Source organism: Proteiniphilum sp. (assembly GCF_034927365.1).
GTDB lineage: Bacteria > Bacteroidota > Bacteroidia > Bacteroidales > Dysgonomonadaceae > Proteiniphilum.
On sequence record NZ_JAYFQD010000010.1, the window covers coordinates 159,560 to 178,198 of the forward strand.

The 18,639-nt window shown below is 43.3% G+C and carries 17 protein-coding genes; 12 read left to right on the forward strand and 5 right to left on the reverse strand.

Going from position 1 to position 18,639, the window contains the following annotated elements:
* Window positions 1-62 precede the first annotated feature (62 nt).
* Complete coding sequence (gene miaA / locus VB073_RS07815) at window positions 63-965, reverse strand: tRNA (adenosine(37)-N6)-dimethylallyltransferase MiaA (protein WP_323403597.1); 903 nt, start codon at window positions 963-965, stop codon at window positions 63-65.
* A 142-nt stretch (window positions 966-1,107) separates the two neighbouring features.
* Window positions 1,108-1,665, reverse strand: coding sequence for an IS1096 element passenger TnpR family protein (locus tag VB073_RS07820; RefSeq protein ID WP_323403598.1), 558 nt, complete (start codon window positions 1,663-1,665; stop codon window positions 1,108-1,110).
* Between the two features lie 234 nt (window positions 1,666-1,899).
* Here VB073_RS07820 and VB073_RS07825 point away from each other — a divergent pair, with 234 nt between their 5' ends.
* From VB073_RS07825 to VB073_RS07855, 7 genes are all read left to right on the forward strand, one after another.
* Window positions 1,900-2,217, forward strand: coding sequence for a hypothetical protein (locus VB073_RS07825; RefSeq protein WP_323403599.1), 318 nt, complete (start codon window positions 1,900-1,902; stop codon window positions 2,215-2,217).
* A 115-nt stretch (window positions 2,218-2,332) separates the two neighbouring features.
* Window positions 2,333-3,784 carry an RNA polymerase factor sigma-54 gene (rpoN, locus tag VB073_RS07830; RefSeq protein WP_323403600.1) on the forward strand — a complete coding sequence of 484 codons (1,452 nt, stop codon included), beginning with the start codon at window positions 2,333-2,335 and terminating at the stop codon, window positions 3,782-3,784.
* A 27-nt stretch (window positions 3,785-3,811) separates the two neighbouring features.
* Window positions 3,812-4,426 (forward strand): hypothetical protein, encoded by a 615-nt coding sequence (locus VB073_RS07835; protein WP_323403601.1) that lies wholly within the window; start codon window positions 3,812-3,814, stop codon window positions 4,424-4,426.
* Window positions 4,427-4,503: 77 nt separating this feature from the next.
* Window positions 4,504-4,884, forward strand: a complete 381-nt coding sequence (gene gcvH / locus VB073_RS07840) for a glycine cleavage system protein GcvH (RefSeq protein WP_323403602.1) — start codon at window positions 4,504-4,506, stop codon at window positions 4,882-4,884.
* Window positions 4,885-5,039: 155 nt separating this feature from the next.
* Window positions 5,040-5,546 carry a 5-(carboxyamino)imidazole ribonucleotide mutase gene (gene purE, locus VB073_RS07845; protein WP_323403603.1) on the forward strand — a complete coding sequence of 169 codons (507 nt, stop codon included), beginning with the start codon at window positions 5,040-5,042 and terminating at the stop codon, window positions 5,544-5,546.
* A 74-nt stretch (window positions 5,547-5,620) separates the two neighbouring features.
* Window positions 5,621-7,687, forward strand: coding sequence for a dipeptidyl-peptidase 3 family protein (locus VB073_RS07850; RefSeq protein ID WP_416349515.1), 2,067 nt, complete (start codon window positions 5,621-5,623; stop codon window positions 7,685-7,687).
* 181 nt (window positions 7,688-7,868) lie between these two features.
* Window positions 7,869-9,155: a folylpolyglutamate synthase/dihydrofolate synthase family protein gene (locus tag VB073_RS07855; protein ID WP_323403605.1), complete on the forward strand. Its 1,287-nt coding sequence runs from the start codon at window positions 7,869-7,871 to the stop codon at window positions 9,153-9,155.
* On the opposite strand, the gene VB073_RS07860 is transcribed toward VB073_RS07855, so the two are convergent.
* The 3 genes from VB073_RS07860 to VB073_RS07870 all read right to left on the reverse strand — a co-directional run bounded on the left by VB073_RS07860 (window position 9,156) and on the right by VB073_RS07870 (window position 11,008).
* Entirely contained in the window at window positions 9,156-9,695 is a 540-nt protein-coding gene (locus tag VB073_RS07860) for a hypothetical protein (RefSeq protein WP_323403606.1), read from the reverse strand.
* A gap of 72 nt (window positions 9,696-9,767) precedes the next feature.
* On the reverse strand, window positions 9,768-10,214 hold the full coding sequence (locus tag VB073_RS07865; RefSeq protein WP_323403607.1) for a hypothetical protein: 447 nt from the start codon (window positions 10,212-10,214) through the stop codon (window positions 9,768-9,770).
* 206 nt (window positions 10,215-10,420) lie between these two features.
* Window positions 10,421-11,008 (reverse strand): DUF937 domain-containing protein, encoded by a 588-nt coding sequence (locus tag VB073_RS07870; RefSeq protein ID WP_323403608.1) that lies wholly within the window; start codon window positions 11,006-11,008, stop codon window positions 10,421-10,423.
* Window positions 11,009-11,314: 306 nt separating this feature from the next.
* On the opposite strand from VB073_RS07870, the gene VB073_RS07875 reads away from it, so the two are divergent.
* The 5 genes from VB073_RS07875 (at window position 11,315) to VB073_RS07895 (ending at window position 18,635) form a co-directional block, all read left to right on the forward strand.
* Window positions 11,315-12,109 carry a thymidylate synthase gene (locus tag VB073_RS07875; RefSeq protein WP_323403609.1) on the forward strand — a complete coding sequence of 265 codons (795 nt, stop codon included), beginning with the start codon at window positions 11,315-11,317 and terminating at the stop codon, window positions 12,107-12,109.
* Window positions 12,106-12,615 carry a dihydrofolate reductase gene (locus VB073_RS07880; protein ID WP_323403610.1) on the forward strand — a complete coding sequence of 170 codons (510 nt, stop codon included), beginning with the start codon at window positions 12,106-12,108 and terminating at the stop codon, window positions 12,613-12,615. Before VB073_RS07875 ends, VB073_RS07880 begins: the two co-directional genes overlap by 4 nt.
* 11 nt (window positions 12,616-12,626) lie before the next feature.
* Complete coding sequence (locus tag VB073_RS07885) at window positions 12,627-15,656, forward strand: xanthan lyase (RefSeq protein ID WP_323403611.1); 3,030 nt, start codon at window positions 12,627-12,629, stop codon at window positions 15,654-15,656.
* Between the two features lie 177 nt (window positions 15,657-15,833).
* The gene (locus tag VB073_RS07890; RefSeq protein ID WP_323403612.1) at window positions 15,834-17,291 is read left to right on the forward strand and encodes a glycosyltransferase family A protein; all 1,458 of its coding nucleotides are present in this window, start codon (window positions 15,834-15,836) and stop codon (window positions 17,289-17,291) included.
* Window positions 17,292-17,312: 21 nt separating this feature from the next.
* Window positions 17,313-18,635, forward strand: coding sequence for a SpoIID/LytB domain-containing protein (locus tag VB073_RS07895; RefSeq protein ID WP_323403613.1), 1,323 nt, complete (start codon window positions 17,313-17,315; stop codon window positions 18,633-18,635).
* Window positions 18,636-18,639 lie beyond the last annotated feature (4 nt).

Consider the following 18,639-nt stretch of genomic DNA (forward strand, 5'->3'; position numbering starts at 1 on the left):
ATAAACCAATATCTCCCCGAAAAAAATTACAATGCATATACTATTATAGAAACCGGATACCGCTATTTCAGCAACATCATCACCCTATTCACTATATCCTCATTCTTATCCGACAAGTTTATCCAGAATGTTTCTTTATCTTTTTTAAACCAGGTGAGTTGTTTCCGGGCATAATTCCGGGTATGTTGTTTAATCTTTTCCACTGCAAAATCAGGTGTACAATTCCCATCAAAAAAGTCGAAAAGTTCTTTATATCCTACCGTATTGAGTGAATTCAGATGGCGTTGGGAATAGAAGCCTCTCGCCTCCTCTATCAATCCATCCGCGATCATTTGATCCACCCGTCGGTTAATTCTATCGTAAAGTTCCTCCCGATTACGGGTAAATCCTACTTTTACAATTCGGAACGGGCGTTCTTTCTCTGGTTTGGTCCGAAGTGCAGAATAAGGTTTTCCTGCCATCAGGCACACCTCCAAAGCATGAATCACCCGCTTCGGGTTTTTTAGGTCTACTTCATTATAGAAAACGGGGTCAAGTATCTTTAATTGTTGCCGTATAGGATCAAGGCCCTCTTTCCGGTAAAGTTCCTGTAGCTCCCTGCGCAGTGTTTCATCAATGGTAGGAATGTCATCAATACCTTTACAGACGGCATCAATATACATCATAGATCCTCCTGTCATAACTACGATCGGATTCTTTTCATATAATTTTGGGAGTAACGAGAGCACCTCCCGTTCATATTCGCTGGCACTGTAATAATCTTCCGGGGAAAGTGTCCCTACAAAGTAATGGGGTATGTGCTGTAACTGAGTGGTAGTAGGAGCTGCCGTACCTATTGCCATTCCCCGATAAATCTGACGTGAATCGGCCGATAAGATGGGACATTTCAACAGTTCGGCAATACGCAGGCTCCACTCAGTCTTTCCTACTCCCGTGGGGCCAAGCAGCACAAGGAGCGTATTCATAATTCAGTAGTTGTTCGGTTGTTATTCGTTCGCTTCGCTCACGTTATTCTGTAGATGTTCGGTTGCACTGCGTGCGAAGCACAAATAACAGCGAAGCGAATAACTATTAAGTAACACCTGAATATCAATCGAATAAAAAATATCAATAAAGGTCGTTCGTGTCAGATTCTGCCGGAACATCATCCAATCCATCAAATCCTTCTCTATCCAGTTCTTCCAGTTCGAAACTTTCGTCGCCAAAGAATGTTTCACCCATGTCCAATGAAACAGTGTCTGCCTTGATATCTTCGATTTCTGCAATCTGATTAGGTGCTTCTCCCATTGAAAGCGTACATACGGGAGTTTTCAGATTTTTACCCGGGATAAGTTCGGACAATTCAATAAACAATGCACGTTCGTTAAAGTAATCGAACACGAACATCATTTTTTGTTTTTCATCCTCCAGATAATCACTTAGGACGCACTCTTCCATTATATAAGAGTCCTCATCTGAATAGGTATCCATCTCTACTAAGGTGATTTCCTGCTTCTTGCGCCATTTATTATCACAAAGGAAGAACGACGCCATCTCTTTATTGCTGAATCCGGTACACTCTATAATAGCATTGTAAAAATCCAGGAAAGTGTTATCCGAATCAATTTTTATTTCCCTTTTGAAGTTTTCCACTTCATCGGACAGGATTAGAAACTTGAATATCATTGTGATCTCCGTTTTATGCATTATCTATATTTCAAAGGTAGTAAAAAGTTTTAATTTTTTACAATTTGTTTGATTATTTCTTACACATGCGACGGAGTCCTATATGGATGAACCTAATGAAAAAACAATTGTTTTATATACACAATGGAATAAGTAATAAACCAGAGTAACAAAAATTAGATCCCAAAATATCCTGGATTTTGATTTTTGGCTCTTATATTTAAAAAAAATTATATGAAACCAAATTATATGCCCGTCGATCCTGACTATTTTGAAATTTTCGGGCAGGAGATGGAGAAAGATAAGGCGAGAGTGATATATTTTGCTTTTACCAACGAACCTGAACTGGAAGAGTCACTTGGAAAGATCAGAGGAATAGAAGACAAAGGGAGAGAAGGCCATTTCCTCCTTCTGGAGAACGGAGACCTGATACGTCTCGACAGAATTGTCGTGATCAACGGGATCCCGGGTCCCGCCTATGATGAATATGACTCGTTTGCCCTTGCACCACTCACCTGTCAGGCTGGTTACGACGATTGTTTTATGGAGTAGAATTCATTATCTTTGCTTTCAATTTCAACAGACTATTTTTTGCTATGGCAAAATTTAAACAGATATGATTTTACGTATTTAGCTTAACAAAAAACTATTTCATGCAACTGCGTTTATGGCTCTGAAACAGCAACAGGAACTAAAACAAACACAGCGTCTTTCACCATTGCAAATGCAGGTGATAAAACTGGTAGAACTCAACTCGATAGAGGTGGAAGACCGCATCAAACAGGAAATAGAAGACAATCCCGCACTGGAAGTCTCGGATTCCGGGCCTTCCGCTGAGGAAGAAGAGAATAATGAATTCACCGAAGAGATTTTATCCCAGGAAGAGATTATATTGGGTGACTACTCGTCGGAAGATGATATTCCGGATTTTCGTCTAAACGGGAATAACAGGAAAAATGAGACCAACATTGTAGAAATCAGTTATTATGACGATAAATCCTTAAGCGACTCTCTTCATGAGCAGATCGGATTATTGCAACTGGACGACCAGCGGCAACTGATCGCCGAATATATTATTGGTAATCTTGATGAGAACGGTTACCTTCAACGTGACCTACAATCCATTTCTGACGACCTGCTGTTTCAGCAGCAGATAGAGGTATCTCCCCTACAAATGGAGGATGTGTTGTATGAGATTCAAGACCTGGAGCCTGCGGGAGTGGGAGCCCGTAATTTACGGGAATGCCTTCTGTTGCAACTGGAGCGGTATGAATCCATTCCGGCAGTAAAACATGCCAAAGAGATACTTTCAGTCTATTTTGAGGAATTTTCGAAGAAGCATTACGACAAGATTATCCGACAGATGAATATCACGCAGGACGAACTCCGGGAAGCCATCCGTGAGATCACCTCCTTGAATCCCAAACCGGGGAATGCATTGGGTGGCACAATGCAAACCGCGATGAATAATATTACCCCCGATTTTATCGTAGACTCATACAACGGGGAGGTTTCTATCCAACTCAATAATAGCAATGTTCCCAGTTTACAGTTGAATCATTCTTTCTCCGAAATGCTGAAAGGGTATGCCGAAAACAGGGAGAGCATGTCGAACGACGACAAGCAGGCTATCCTCTTTATGAAACAGAAAGTGGATTCCGCCAGATGGTTCATCGATGCGGTGAAACAGCGCCAGAATACTCTCCAGCGGACCATGGAAGCAATCGTAAATATCCAGTACGACTTTTTCCTGACGGAAGATGAAACCCAACTCAAGCCTATGATCCTGAAAGATGTAGCCGAGAGAACCGGCTTCGACATCTCTACCGTTTCCCGTGTAAGCAACAGTAAATATGTGCAGACCAACACCGGGATTTATCCGCTTAAATTCTTCTTCTCTGAAGCGATGCAAACCAATAGCGGCGAAGATATCTCTTCTAGAGAAGTGAAATTGATCCTCAAAGAAAGTATAGACAAAGAGAATCCTGTCAAACCGCTGACAGACGACCAGCTAACACGGATACTCAACGAAAAGGGATATGTAATTGCCCGCCGTACGGTGGCCAAATATCGCGAACAATTGAACATTCCTGTGGCTCGATTGAGAAAAAAAATATAACTTTGCCAATTCAAAAATTGGAAATGGATGAAGTCAATCGCACACCTAATCTCCACAATCTTTCAACCCCTGCTTATGCCCACATACGGGGTAATGCTCCTGTTTGTGTACACTTATTTTGGAATAACTTATCCTCACCAGTTCTGGTTGATTATTACTCCGGTAATCCTGTTCTCATTTGCAATTCCGGCTATTCTCATATTCATTCTCTATAAGATTGGCGTTATTTCCGACCTGTCACTGAAAGTACGGCGAGAGCGTATCTATCCCTATATGATCACTTTGCTCTCTTACTCTGTAATGATCTTTTTCTATTACAGAATGCACATGCCCCTATGGTTTTTGATGATCATGATCTCCTCCGTCGCAATTATGTTTGTCGCTATCCTCATCACCCTAAAGTGGAAAATCAGCGCGCATATGTTCGGTATCGGCGGGCTTATCGGCGGCGCCATGTCAGTAAGTTATTTCGTAGAAAATTCCAATCCCTACTTCATGTTTATGGGATTGTTTATTATAGCGGGGCTGGTAGGTACTTCAAGACTTATCCTCAGACGCCACACCCTGGCACAGGTGGTTGCCGGATTCCTATTGGGGTTACTGTTCTCGTTTGTCTTTGTATGGATAGGTGCACGACAGTAAGTCTAATAGCTGTTTTTTTGATAGAAGAGAATTAAATCGTATATTTACCGCATAAATTTTTAAAAATTGTAATCACTATGAATTTTCCTGAAAATGTAAAGTACTCTTCCGATCATGAATGGGTAAGAGTGGAAGGCAACGAAGCATACGTTGGAATTACCGATTTTGCACAAGGCGAATTGGGAGAAATTGTCTATGTAGACGTAACAACAGAAGGTGAGACACTGAATTTAGGAGAAGTTTTCGGAAGTATTGAAGCCGTAAAAACCGTATCCGATCTGATGATGCCCATCGCAGGGGAGGTATTGGAAGTGAATGCCAGATTGGAAGACGCACCCGAGTTAGTAAACAGCGACCCCTTCGGTGAGGGATGGATTATCAAGATAGCAGTTCAGGACATCAATGAACTGCCGGAGTTAATGTCAGCCGCTGAATACAAAGAATTTGTCGGAAAGTAAAACTAATGTGCCAATATGCCAATATGACAATGTGCCAATGTGACTAATTAAAAAAAGTTGAGAATTCATTTTCAATTCTCAATTCAAAAAGTCTTGGTTCTAACAGTCTTGGTTCTTGACTCTAACAGTCTTGGCTCTAAATAGTCTAAACAAAAATGAATCCATTAGTAAGTATTATTATGGGCAGCACATCTGATCTGCCCATAATGGAAAAAGCAGCCCAATTTCTCGATGAGATGGAGATTCCGTTCGAGATGAACGCTCTTTCTGCCCATCGCACTCCTGAAGAGGTGGAGAAGTTCGCAAAAGGAGCTAAAGATAGCGGTATCAAAGTGATAATTGCCGCAGCGGGTATGGCTGCACATCTTCCCGGTGTGATTGCTTCTATGACCACACTTCCCGTGATTGGCGTACCTATCAAGTCATCACTCGATGGGATGGATGCGTTGCTGGCTATCGTACAGATGCCTCCCGGCATCCCGGTAGCAACGGTAGGGATTAACGGTGCACTGAATGCGGCTATCCTGGCATTACAAATGATTGCCACAGGTGATGAGTCGGTACAGAAAAAACTGGCGGATTACAAGGTAAGCCTGAAAAACAAGATCACCCAGGCTAATCAGGAACTGGCTTCCGTCTCTTATAAATTCAAAACAAACTGATTAATAAGGTGGGAAGGTGATAAGGTGGTAAAGTGGAAAGGTATTGGTAATTTGGTAATTGATTGAAAGATAAAATGAAAAAAATAGTACTTATGGCAACTGTCCTATTTCTGCTGAACGGCTGTAACAATGGCAATAAAGCAGACCAGCAGACGCCGGCTGATGATGGTATCGACTACAACACATTCGAATACAAGGTAGACCGTTTCGCGGATATCGAGATACTCCGCTATCCAGTTCCCGGGTTCAACAGCCTGTCGCTGCAACAGAAAGAATTGATCTATTATTTATCGCAGGCCGCTCTTGAAGGACGTGATATCCTCTGGGATCAACACAATCGTTATAATCTGACTATCCGTCGGGTTTGTGAAGGGGTCTACGAAAACTACATGGGCGATAAATCATCCGACCAATGGAAACAATTCGAGACCTACCTGAAAAGGATATGGATGGCCAATGGTATCCATCATCACTATTCGGAGGACAAGATCATACCGGAATTCCCGCAGGAATACTTTGTCTCCATTGTGAAAGGAGTAGATCCTGGTCGTATGCCTTTCCGTGATGGCATGGCTGCCGACGAGACACTCAACGAGATCCTTCCGGTAATGTTCGACCCGAATGTGATGCCCAAGCGGATGAACCAATCGGCAGGTGTGGATATCGTTGCCACCTCGGCAGTGAATTTCTACGAAGGAGTGACACAAAAAGAGGTAGAGGATTTCTATAATGCGATGAAAGACCCTAACGACAGCACTCCGGTATCCTACGGCCTTAACAGTAAAGTAATGAAACAGGATGGTGCTGTCACTGAACAAGTGTGGAAACTGGGAGGCATGTATGACAAGGCTATCGAACGTATTATCGGATGGTTGGAAAAAGCGACTGTCGTCGCTGAAAACGATCATCAGAAAGAGGTGATTAACTCACTGATTTCTTACTACCGCACGGGTGACCTGAAAACATTCGACGATTACTCTGTGAAATGGGTAACCGATATCAACTCTCGTGTTGATTTCGTCAATGGCTTTATCGAAAACTACGCCGATCCCCTAGGTATGAAGGCAACATGGGAATCAATCGTGAACTTCAAGAGTGAAGAAGCTTCCGAACGTACCCGTATCATCAGCGAAAATGCGCAGTGGTTCGAAGACAATTCTCCAGTTGACAATCGCTTCAAGAAAGAGGAAGTAAAAGGAATATCAGCCAAAGTGATTACGGCAGCCATGTTGGGTGGCGACTGCTATCCGGCAACACCCATCGGAATCAACCTACCCAATGCCGACTGGATCCGACGTGATCATGGTTCCAAATCGGTAACCATTGACAATATCACCTTCGCTTATAACAAAGCAGCCGAAGGAAACGGTTTCAACGAAGAGTTTATGTGGAGCGACACCGAAAGGGAACGAGCTAAACAATTCGGATCAATGACCGATAATCTTCATACTGACTTGCATGAATGTCTCGGACATGGATCGGGGAAACTTCTTCCGGGAGTGGACGGCAATGCATTGAAGGAACATGGTTCTACACTGGAAGAAACAAGAGCCGACCTCTTTGCACTCTATTATCTGGGCGACCCCAAATTGGTGGAATTGGACCTTTTGCCGGACAACGAGGCCTACAAAACCGAATACTACCACTACATCATGAATGGTGCCATGACGCAACTTACACGCATACAACCGGGCAAGAATATTGAAGAGGCACATATGCGTAACAGGGCGTTGATTGCCAACTGGGTGATAGAGAAAGGAAAAGGCGATAAAGTAATTGAGTTACAGCAACGTGATGGCAAAACGTTTGTAGTGATCAATGACTACGACAAACTACGCAGCCTCTTCGGTGAATTACTGGCCGAAGTGCAGCGCATCAAGTCGGAAGGAGATTACCAGGCCGGTAAGAATCTGGTGGAACAATATGCTGTAAAAGTAAATGCAGATCTCCACAAAGAGGTATTGACACGCTACGCAGCATTGAATATCGCACCTTACAAGGGATTCGTAAACCCCGTTTATAAACTCGTGACCGACAGCAAAGGTAAGGTTACAGATGTAACCATCTCGTACGACGAAAACTTTGTAGATCAACATTTGCGCTATTCAAAACAATATTCGGTATTGCCGCTGAAGAATTGAGGTTGAACAGTATAAATATCAGGATGAGGGTGAAATCACACGAGTGATGCACCCTCATTTTAGTAATTATAAAATCGTAAAACTGTCGAATCATTCAATTACCACTTTCCCACCCTCATCAGCACATCGACTCATTGGCACATTGGCATATTGGCACATTGGCACATTAACTAATTGACTTATGACTTACGAAGAAACCCTCGACTATCTCTACCACCAGATGCCTGAATATCAACGGATCGGCGATAAGGCATATAAACCAGGGCTTGACAACAGTCTTGCTTTGGATAAGATATTTGATCATCCTCATCGTCTTTATAAAACCATCCATGTGGGAGGGACCAATGGAAAAGGCTCTACATCCCATCTTCTGGCTGCCATATTACAGGAATCCGGATATAAGGTAGGTTTATATACTTCACCCCATCTGATTGATTTCCGGGAAAGGATCCGGGTGAATGGGGAAATGATCAGCCGTGAGTTCGTAGTGGATTTTGTAGAAAAGTACAAGGAACAGTTTGAACCGGTAATGCCTTCATTCTTCGAGTTGACGATGGAGATGGCCTTTCTCTATTTTGCCTCGCAGGAAGTAGATGTAGCCGTGATCGAAGTAGGTTTGGGCGGACGTCTCGACAGTACCAATATCATCTCTCCCGACCTGTGCGTTATCACCAATATCGGATTCGATCATATGAAGCAACTAGGAAATACATTACCAAAGATCGCAGCCGAGAAAGCCGGAATAATAAAACCATATACACCGGTAGTGATTGGAGAAATGGGTAATACGGAAGTCACTCAGATCTTTATTGATAAAGCCCAGTCCATAGAGGCTCCTATTGTCTTTGCTGAACTCTCTCTGAGCAAATTTATTGCAGAACGGAAGGATTCCGGATGGTTGTTTCATGCCGCCGGTTACCCGGATATAAAGGGAGGATTAAAAGGATTAGCCCAGGATAAGAATGCGCGGACAGTACTGACAGCAGTGGAAGTTTTACTTGAAGCAGGATATAATATCTCCAAGAATGCAGTGTATGAAGGATTTGAGAATATAATACCCATCACCGGATTAATGGGACGATGGCAACAGTTACAAACTTCGCCGAGAATTATTTGTGATATTGCGCATAACGCCCATGGGATACGCTATGTAGCAGAACAACTGCAACAGGAGGATTGGGACCGTCTCCATATCGTGTTCGGTATGGCAAACGACAAGGATATTGATGCGGTACTCGCTCTCATGCCTCAAAAGGGCACTTATTATTTTACCAGAGCATCGGTGGAACGCGCATTGGATCAAAAACTACTGGCTGAAAAAGCCGGAACTTACGGATTAAAAGGAGATAGGTTTAGTACCGTAGCCGAAGCGGTGAAAGCTGCAAAAGAAAACGCCGATAAAAACGATCTCGTTTTCATCGGCGGGAGTTCCTTTATCGTAGCAGATGCGCTGCCACTATTTATATAATTACCAAATCAACACGATCCGAAAAGTATATGTCTGTGGAGCATTTGGATCGCGGGCCAATTGAGAGTCTTTGATAAAGAATTTAACTCTGCTTTTACCCTCGAGTTGGTATTCCGCACTCACTGTTTCAGTAAAATAGACAACTTCTCCAGTCACATTATCCTCAGCATAATAAGTGTTTACATACGGAAGAAGCTTCTGTACCTCCGGACCATTTTCATATTTAATGAAAACATATCCCAACATGGCTCCCACTTCATAAGCATCCTCTTTCAATTCGGGCAAGTCTGCCATAGCATACCATTCAGCGGCATTCTCATCCCACCTCCAATCGTTTCGGTTAACAGTAATATTGACAACTTCCCATAGTGTAAATGGAAAATCCTGATTATTTTTTCTCAACGCCTCTTCAATCATTCTTCTCACCTGGCTCTCGGAGACATAATCATCCGGATAATCATCTGAACAAGAATAACCTCCTAACAATACGAAAGCGAATAGCAATGATGCAACAGCTGCTTTAAATAAACTTTTTACCATATCAATATTTTTTATTGGTTTTCACTAATTCGGGCACAAAAATAGGCATTTTATTGAAATAGAGGCATTATATTACCAGATCATCGCAATCCTGAAATCATATCTCTGCCTTGCAGCCGCATCTTGAATACCGTCGGAAGGCTCAATATAAAATTTCACCTTATTGGTTAAATAGCTGTATTCATAACTGATCGTTTCCGTAAACTTACTGCCATCATCCAGAATATAACTTTTTATATAGGGGAGTTGCGTCTGTACCTCGTCCTTATTTTGCTCTCCCAGGAAAACATAGCCGATCACCGAACCTTTTTCATAGATGAATTCATCTATATAATCAAGTTCGCGTACCGCTTCCCACCTCCTGTTGGCGGGGTTCCAACTCCATTGAGAAGCTTCTACGGTAAAATTCTCTATATTCCATGCAGTCTCAATGATATCGTCATCGTTACAAGATGTGGAAAAAAATACAAATCCTAAAAACAATAGACCGGCAGAGTAGAGGTTCAATTTTCTTTTCATAATTTTTTGTTTTAAAAGTCCGAAAACGTCGTTCGTAAAGTAGGACTTGAAAAAAGTTACTACGTTTAATTTAAAACAGTAAAAAAGGGAAAAAGTTTGCACCTTTTTCCCTCTATATCGATGATTGTCCGAAGAATTGAACTAACGAATCAATCCATATGATCTTACTCCTTCTGAATATCAACGTATCAGTTTTACCCGGAGACTCATCTTCCTCCCAAAAATCCTCCAAGAATATCATTCAGGGGATTTCCATCGCCATCCTTATCGAGCGCACTACCCAGGATATCCATGATTCCTCCGGATTTTTTCTGCTGTGCGCCACCTAAAAGACCTCCCAGCAAATCTCCTAAACCACCGGCACCGGTATTGGTCTGTCGTTTCTGTTTTCCCAGATAGGCCATTACAATGGGAGCCAGAATAGCCAATAACGGACCTATCTTATTCATACTGATACCACTTTTCTTCGAAATGCCCTGTTCTATACCGGTGAGGTTGTTCCCAAACACATGGTTTAATATCCCATTGCCATCCTGTTGTAATTCCTGAGTGTGTCCTCCCAGCATGCTGGAAAGATTATCCAGTAATGAACCATCGTGCTTCGATTCCAATGCGTTGTTCAAGCTTACTGCTCCATCCGGCGATTGTACATTCCTGGTCATACCAGCCAGTATAGCCGGCACAGCCATATTGACTACACCTAACGCTTCATTTTCATTCATGCCGAGTTGACCGGCAACACTTCTCACGATCGATTGCCCCATCGGGCTGTTTAATAATTCTGATAGATCCATTTGGGTGACTAATTAAAAAATAATTTTCCAAATATATATTCATTCAACAATTTCTACGATGTTTAGGTTTTGATAATTATAGTAATGAGGAATAAAACCACACATCGGAATCACGCCAAATAAATAATTACTTTTCAACTTTGGATTGCTCACTGTAAAAAAAGCGTTATTTTTGTCTATTCTCAATTTTGGGCTAAATAATTCAATTAAAAATATCTTGATCCATAGCTCCAAAAGTCTTGGTTCTAAAGATCTTGATTCTAAAATTCTTGGCTCTAACAATCTTGGTTCTAAAAGTCTATAAAAATGAAACAATATCTTGATCTTTTGCAACGGGTGCTGGACGAGGGTGTCAAAAAGGAAGACCGCACCGGCACCGGTACTATCAGTATATTCGGCCATCAGAGTCGTTACAGGATGAGTGATGGATTTCCGGTACTCACCACCAAAAAACTACATCTGAAATCGATTATTCACGAACTGCTCTGGTTCCTGAACGGCGACACCAATGTAAGGTACCTGAATGAAAACGGTGTACGTATCTGGAATGAATGGGCGGACGAGAAGGGTGACCTGGGACATATCTACGGATACCAATGGCGCTCATGGCCCGATCATAACGGTGGACACATCGACCAGATAACGGAAGTGATCAACACCATCAGGAATAACCCCGATTCTCGCCGTATCATCGTCAGTTCGTGGAACGTGGCCGACCTACCCAATATGAACCTCCCTCCTTGTCATGCCTTTTTCCAGTTTTACGTGGCAGACGGCAAGCTGAGCCTCCAACTATATCAGCGCAGCGCAGATATCTTCCTGGGAGTACCTTTCAATATCGCTTCCTACGCGCTATTATTGAAAATGATGGCACAGGTAACCGGATTGGAAGAAGGCGACTTCATCCACACATTGGGAGATGCCCATATCTATCTCAACCACATGGAGCAGGTGAACTTTCAACTTACGCGTGATCCTCGCCCACTGCCTCAGATGAAGATCAATCCTGATATAAAAGATATCTTTGATTTCCGGTTTGAAGATTTCGAACTGACGAATTACGATCCACATCCACATATAAAAGGAGAAGTGAGCATATGACCAGTCAACCCACTCCACAGATTGCCATCATCGTTGCTCTCGACGAGCATAACGGTATCGGGCGTAACGGAGAATTGCTTTGTCATCTTCCGGAAGATTTGAAACACTTTAAGCAACTCACCACCGGACACAGCATCATTATGGGAAGGAAGACCTATGAGTCGTTGCCCAAAGGGGCGCTTCCCAACCGTACCAATATCGTGATCACGTCCGACCTGGCGGAAAACTATCCCGAGTGCATCGTAGTGCGTTCTGTGGAGGAAGCATTGGCGCACTGCAAAGACGAAGAGGTTGTTTTTATTATCGGTGGAGGTGAACTCTACCGTTCATCTCTCCATATCGCCGATAAGCTTTATCTAACCCGTATTCATCACACTTTTGACGATGCCGACACTTTTTTCCCTATTTTCGATCTAGATAAATGGGAATTAACTCACAATGAGGAACATAAAGCAGACGAAATGCATAATTATAACTATTCATTCCTGACTTATTTAAAAAATTGAAAAACGTTGATATGAAGAGATTTATCGTTATCCCTTTCGCGTTCATTCTCTCTATCTCCCTATCCGCTCAAGCACTACAAGAGGAGTCATTAAAACAGAGGATCAACCAATCCCTCACAAATATCTACTATGAGACCATGCTGCGCCCGGGAAAAGTGACGGTAGACAGTATTGCATTGAATGAACGGAAAAAGAATGTACAGTTTTATACCAACCTCTCGCTTTCCTATCTCCCGATGCGGGAAAGTACTGTGATGCACATCTATGATAGCATACGATATCATTTACCTCCTGCCCAAAAGAAATATCTGATAAGCGTCTTTTCCGATGGACAAGAGATCAGCTATCTGATCCCCAATTATTTTCGCAGCACGCAAAAAGACAAAAGCCGGATGATAGCACACCGGATAAAGAAACCGCTCGTTTTCAATACCTCTTCTCCTGCAGGCAACTTCGACAAAGGACTCCAAAACAACCATATTGCTTTATGGCAAAGCCATGGATGGTATTACGAAAAGAAGTTACAGCGATGGGAATGGCAACGGGCTCGTATCTTTCAAACGGTGGAAGATCTCTACACGCAGAGTTACGTGCTACCGTTCCTTGTACCGATGCTCGAAAATGCGGGCGCCAATATACTGATGCCACGCGAACGGGACTACACCAAAACGGAACTGATCATCGACAATGACGGCTGCACAAAAGTAGATAGTTCCAATCGTCCCGGCAAAGATGATCACTCACGATACGTAGAAATCAATGGGAAAGAGATGTGGCAGACTTCCGATTCCCCGGGATTTGCCAATTCCAAAGAATTTTATGTCGACGGTGAAAACCCGTTCAGAATGGGAACCATCCGGCAAATCAAGACTGTAAAGCGTGGAGAAGAGAGCATCGCCGAATGGCATCCCGATATACCGGAAAAAGGAAGATATGGTATATATGTTTCTTATCAGTCGTCAAAGAACAGTAGTGATGATGCACTCTATAGCGTATATCATCTGGGAGGGAAAACCGATTTCCGGGTCAACCAGCAGATGGGGGGTGGTACCTGGATATTTCTCGGATATTTTGATTTTGACGAAGGAAACAATCATAAGGTAACACTTTCTAACAAAAGTAATCATAGCGGCAAGATCATCACTGCTGATGCGGTAAAGATAGGGGGTGGAATGGGTAATATCGCACGTCCTTACACGGATAATTCGAAAAAGGAAGAAGATACATCGTCTTCGAAAATCAATCATTTTCCGGAGATTAGCGGTTATCCACGTTATACCGAAGGGGCACGCTACTGGATGCAATGGGCGGGGGTACCCGATTCAATTTACAACCGCTTTAAGGATGATTACACCGACGATTACGCCGGTCGCGGTCCATGGGTCAACTGGCTGGCAGGAGGTTCCCAGGTACTACCTAAAGAAAATGGTCTCAATATTCCTGTTGATCTGGCTTTCGCTTTTCACACCGATGCCGGCACCTTCTGGGGAGATAACATAGTGGGTACGCTCGGTATCTACATGACGCACTTTAACGATGAATTGTTCGAAAACAGAAAGTCGAGATGGGCTTCACGTGACCTTTCCGAACTGGTGATGGATGAGATCGTGAACGATATAAGACGGGAGTTTGAACCCGAATGGACTCGTCGCCATCTCTGGAACCGTTCTTATGCTGAAGCAAGAACGCCCAACGTACCGACCATGCTGCTGGAACTGTTATCCCATCAGAACTTCGCAGATATGCGCTACGGACTGGATCCATCTTTCCGCTTCACTGTGAGCCGTTCCATCTATAAAGCAATGCTTCGCTTCCTGGCAAGTCAATACAATCGCCCCTATGTAGTTCAACCGCTCCCTGTAAAAGAGTTCTGTGCTCGCTTTTCGGGCGATACGCAAATAGAATTGAAATGGGAGCCCTCACCCGATCCGGCAGAACCATCGGCAGCCCCTACCCGATATATCGTCTACACACGCCTCAACGAGGGAGGCTTTGATAACGGCGTTACCGTGAGCAGCAATAACTATACAACATCGATACAAAAAGACATTATCTACAGTTTTAAGGTGGTTGCAGTGAATGACGGTGGTATCAGCTTTCCGTCTGAAATCCTGTCTTTATGCCGTAAGAGCGAACAAAAAGGGGAAGTGTTGATTGTAAACGGATTTACGCGGATTTCTGCCCCATTCAGTTTTACAACCTCGGAAGACAGTATCGCCGGTTTTGCAGGGAATGTGGATAATGGGGTTCCTTATATTGCCGACCACCATTTCATAGGACAGATGCAGGAGTTCCGTCGTGTAATCCCCTGGATGGACGATGACTCGTCGGGCTTTGGCGACAGTGGTGCTAACTACGAAACTACTGCTATTGCAGGGAATACATTCGACTATCCCTTCATTCATGGACAAGCTTTCGCTGAAGCGGGATATTCCTTCGTTTCTTCTTCTGCTGAAGCAGTTGAAAATAATAGTATATCTTTACAGTCCTACACAATCGTGGACTGGATATTGGGAAAACAACGGGAGTGGTCACTTGCACGAGGAGCAAAACCACCACGTTTCAAAACTTTTACCAAAGCCAATCAGGAGGCAATCACCCATTACTGTAATAACGGCGGGAAGATTATCATCAGCGGCGCTTTTGTAGGAACCGACCTGTGGGATAATCCTTACGCCACTGTAGAAGACAGGGAATGGGCACAAAACATACTAAAATACAAATGGCGCAACAATCACGGAGCTGTGACCGGACAAATCAAAGCTATCGCTTCGCCTTTCCCTTCGGTTCAGGGAAACTGGAGCTATTACAATACGTTGAACAGTGAAAGTTATGTGGTAGAATACCCTGATGCCATTGAACCGGCACACGAAAATGCCTTCACCGTCTTCCGCTATTCCGAGAATAATCTGAGTGGAGGCGTCATTTACAAAGGAGAAAAATATAGCACCGCCATTCTGGGATTTCCCATTGAAGCGGTAAAAGGCAAAGACGACCGGAATAAACTAGTAAAAGGTTTGCTGGAAGCTCTGACAGATTAGTTGATGTACCAATGTGACTAATGTGCCAATATGCCAATGTGCCAATATGCCAATGTGACTAATGTGCCAATGTGCCAATGAGATTAATGTGACTAATACGATAAACGGGAACAAGTTGTGCCAATGTATTGATACGGTAATTCGACTATGTAACAATAAGATAATTAAAAAATTATTATGAGAACAATAAATGCTTTTATCCTGTTTACAGAGCGGGAACAGGCTAAAAAGACAGTAGAAGAACTGAGACAATCGGTATTGATACAAAACATTTATCTGCTTACTCCGGATGAGAACTCCACTATATTGGAAGGATGTGAAAAGATCATTATCGACAGATTACAAAGTTCGGAGACCGTCAGGAAAATAGCGAATAAGTCGACTGCCGACTACACGCTAATCTACCAGAAACCGTCCGTATTGAAGCCGGGCTATTTTGCTCTTGAACGGATGATACGCATAGCTGAAGATACACAAGCCGGAATGGTTTATGCCGATTATTACGCCATCATCGACGGTGATAAAAAGAATAACCCTGTCGTCGATTATCAGGAAGGTAGCCTACGTGATGATTTCAATTTCGGCTCATTATTGCTTTACAGTTCAGTTGCATTGAAAGAGGCGGCTGCCAAAATGAACGAGCACTATCAGTTTGCGGGGCTATACGACCTGCGCCTTAAAGTATCGCAACATTATCCCCTGGTACATATCAATGAATATCTCTATACGGAGATTGAAGAAGACAAACGGGTATCGGGAGAAAAGATATTCGATTATGTAGATCCCAAAAACCGTCAGGTACAGATCGAAATGGAGCAGGCCTGCACACAACATCTGAAAGAGGTAGGAGCCTACCTGGCACCACAATTCGAAGAGATTGAATTCAATAAGGAGCAGTTCGAATACGAAGCATCGGTAATCATTCCGGTACGCAACCGTGTAAAAACCATTAAAGATGCTATCATTTCGGTATTGAAACAAAAGGTAAGTTTTCCATTTAATCTTATTGTGGTAGATAACCATTCTACCGACGGTACTACAGAGGCTATCGACGAATTCAAAAATGACGGACGGCTATTACATCTCATTCCTGAAAGGGACGATCTGGGCATAGGGGGATGTTGGAATATGGGGGTACATCATCCGAAATGTGGTAAGTTCGCCATACAACTCGATAGCGACGATATCTACAGCGGGAAAGATACGCTGCAAAAGATTGTCGATGCTTTCTACGAACAGCAATGTGCCATGGTAGTCGGTACCTACAGGATGACCAACTTCGATATGGAAGAGATTCCACCGGGCATTATTGATCATCGCGAATGGACACCCGATAACGGACGCAACAACGCACTGCGTATCAATGGACTGGGTGCACCCCGTGCATTCTATACACCGGTATTGCGTAACATCAAAGTACCTAATACCAGCTATGGTGAAGATTATGCTTTGGGATTAAATATCTCACGACGTTTCCAGATTGGTCGTATATACGATGTGCTTTATCTCTGTCGCCGTTGGGAGGATAATAGCGATGCATCACTCGATATAGTGAAGATGAATGCGCACAATCTTTATAAAGACAGGATCAGGACATGGGAGTTACAGGCGCGAAAGAAAATCGGTAAAGAGTGAAACACTAAAATAAGCCACAAAATGAACGAGCCGCTGATTCACGTAGGCATATTATTACAACAGCCAAAGATCGATTTTTCGTTGCCTGACAGCTATACATTGAACGGGATGGAAGTAGAGCCAGGCGATTATTCGGTTGAAATCTCGGGAAGAAAGATTCTTTTCAACGGAGAGATATTCGAAGAACTCCTGTTTGAAGCCGATAATCTGCACACCAATGCTTTCGAACTGAAAAACGTGATTATTGGCGTACAATTCCACTGGGAACGGAAAGAGGATCAACGCTTTCCGGGTAACTTGAAATTCATTGTGGAGGACAACAGTATCTCGGCAATCAACATAGTATCATTGGAGGATTATCTCATCAGCGTTATCTCATCCGAAATGAGCGCTACAAGTTCCGAAGAGCTGTTGAAGGCACATGCGGTCATTTCCCGGAGTTGGCTTCTGGCACAAATCCGAAAAAGTCAATCCCTTGAAAAATCCGAAAAGGAATATTGCTCCTCTTTCGAAACACCTACCGAAATATTCCGGTGGTACGACCGTGAAAATCACGACCGGTTTGATGTATGTGCCGACGACCATTGCCAGCGCTATCAGGGGATTACCCGCCAATCCACGGATCTGGTCAAAAAAGTGATTCAGGAAACACGTGGAGAAGTACTTTCATATGACGGCGCCATCTGCGACACCCGTTTCTCGAAATGTTGCGGGGGAGTGATGGAAACCTTCGAGAATGTATGGGAACCTGTAATGCATCCCTATCTTCAGGCAAAACCCGATTATCCTGAAGATTCACTCCTACCCGACCTGACGGTGGAAGAAAATGCGGAAGAATGGATTCGTAGCTCACCTCCCGCATTCTGCAACACCGAGGATAAAAATGTATTAAAGCAGGTACTAAATGATTATGATCAGGAAACGCCTAATTTCTATCGTTGGAAAATTACCTATTCACAGTCAGCGTTATCCTCTCTAATCAGACAACGTTCCGGGATCGATTTCGGTGAGATTATTGCCCTCCAACCGTTGGAAAGAGGTACCTCCGGCCGCATTATCCGGATGAAGATTATCGGTACGGAAAAAGTGATGACAATTGGAAAAGAGCTGGAGATACGGCGTACCTTATCGAAGTCGCACCTTTACAGTTCCGCATTCGTAATAGATACACAAGACGAAGATGAGAACGGTATTCCACAAACATTCACCCTCACCGGTGCAGGATGGGGGCATGGCGTGGGACTGTGCCAGATAGGTGCAGCAATTATGTCGGAAAAAGGATACAGATATCATGATATACTGGCGCATTATTACCCGGATTCTAAGATAATTACTAATTATTAATTAA

Bases quoted from the DNA above. Each gene is read 5' to 3' on its own strand.
- miaA (WP_323403597.1), bottom strand. From the start codon at position 965: ATGAATACGCTCCTTGTGCTGCTTGGCCCCACGGGAGTAGGAAAGACT.
- VB073_RS07820 (WP_323403598.1), bottom strand. From the start codon at position 1,665: ATGATATTCAAGTTTCTAATCCTGTCCGATGAAGTGGAAAACTTCAAA.
- VB073_RS07825 (WP_323403599.1), top strand. From the start codon at position 1,900: ATGAAACCAAATTATATGCCCGTCGATCCTGACTATTTTGAAATTTTC.
- rpoN (WP_323403600.1), top strand. From the start codon at position 2,333: ATGGCTCTGAAACAGCAACAGGAACTAAAACAAACACAGCGTCTTTCA.
- VB073_RS07835 (WP_323403601.1), top strand. From the start codon at position 3,812: ATGAAGTCAATCGCACACCTAATCTCCACAATCTTTCAACCCCTGCTT.
- gcvH (WP_323403602.1), top strand. From the start codon at position 4,504: ATGAATTTTCCTGAAAATGTAAAGTACTCTTCCGATCATGAATGGGTA.
- purE (WP_323403603.1), top strand. From the start codon at position 5,040: ATGAATCCATTAGTAAGTATTATTATGGGCAGCACATCTGATCTGCCC.
- VB073_RS07850 (WP_416349515.1), top strand. From the start codon at position 5,621: ATGAAAAAAATAGTACTTATGGCAACTGTCCTATTTCTGCTGAACGGC.
- VB073_RS07855 (WP_323403605.1), top strand. From the start codon at position 7,869: ATGACTTACGAAGAAACCCTCGACTATCTCTACCACCAGATGCCTGAA.
- VB073_RS07860 (WP_323403606.1), bottom strand. From the start codon at position 9,695: ATGGTAAAAAGTTTATTTAAAGCAGCTGTTGCATCATTGCTATTCGCT.
- VB073_RS07865 (WP_323403607.1), bottom strand. From the start codon at position 10,214: ATGAAAAGAAAATTGAACCTCTACTCTGCCGGTCTATTGTTTTTAGGA.
- VB073_RS07870 (WP_323403608.1), bottom strand. From the start codon at position 11,008: ATGGATCTATCAGAATTATTAAACAGCCCGATGGGGCAATCGATCGTG.
- VB073_RS07875 (WP_323403609.1), top strand. From the start codon at position 11,315: ATGAAACAATATCTTGATCTTTTGCAACGGGTGCTGGACGAGGGTGTC.
- VB073_RS07880 (WP_323403610.1), top strand. From the start codon at position 12,106: ATGACCAGTCAACCCACTCCACAGATTGCCATCATCGTTGCTCTCGAC.
- VB073_RS07885 (WP_323403611.1), top strand. From the start codon at position 12,627: ATGAAGAGATTTATCGTTATCCCTTTCGCGTTCATTCTCTCTATCTCC.
- VB073_RS07890 (WP_323403612.1), top strand. From the start codon at position 15,834: ATGAGAACAATAAATGCTTTTATCCTGTTTACAGAGCGGGAACAGGCT.
- VB073_RS07895 (WP_323403613.1), top strand. From the start codon at position 17,313: ATGAACGAGCCGCTGATTCACGTAGGCATATTATTACAACAGCCAAAG.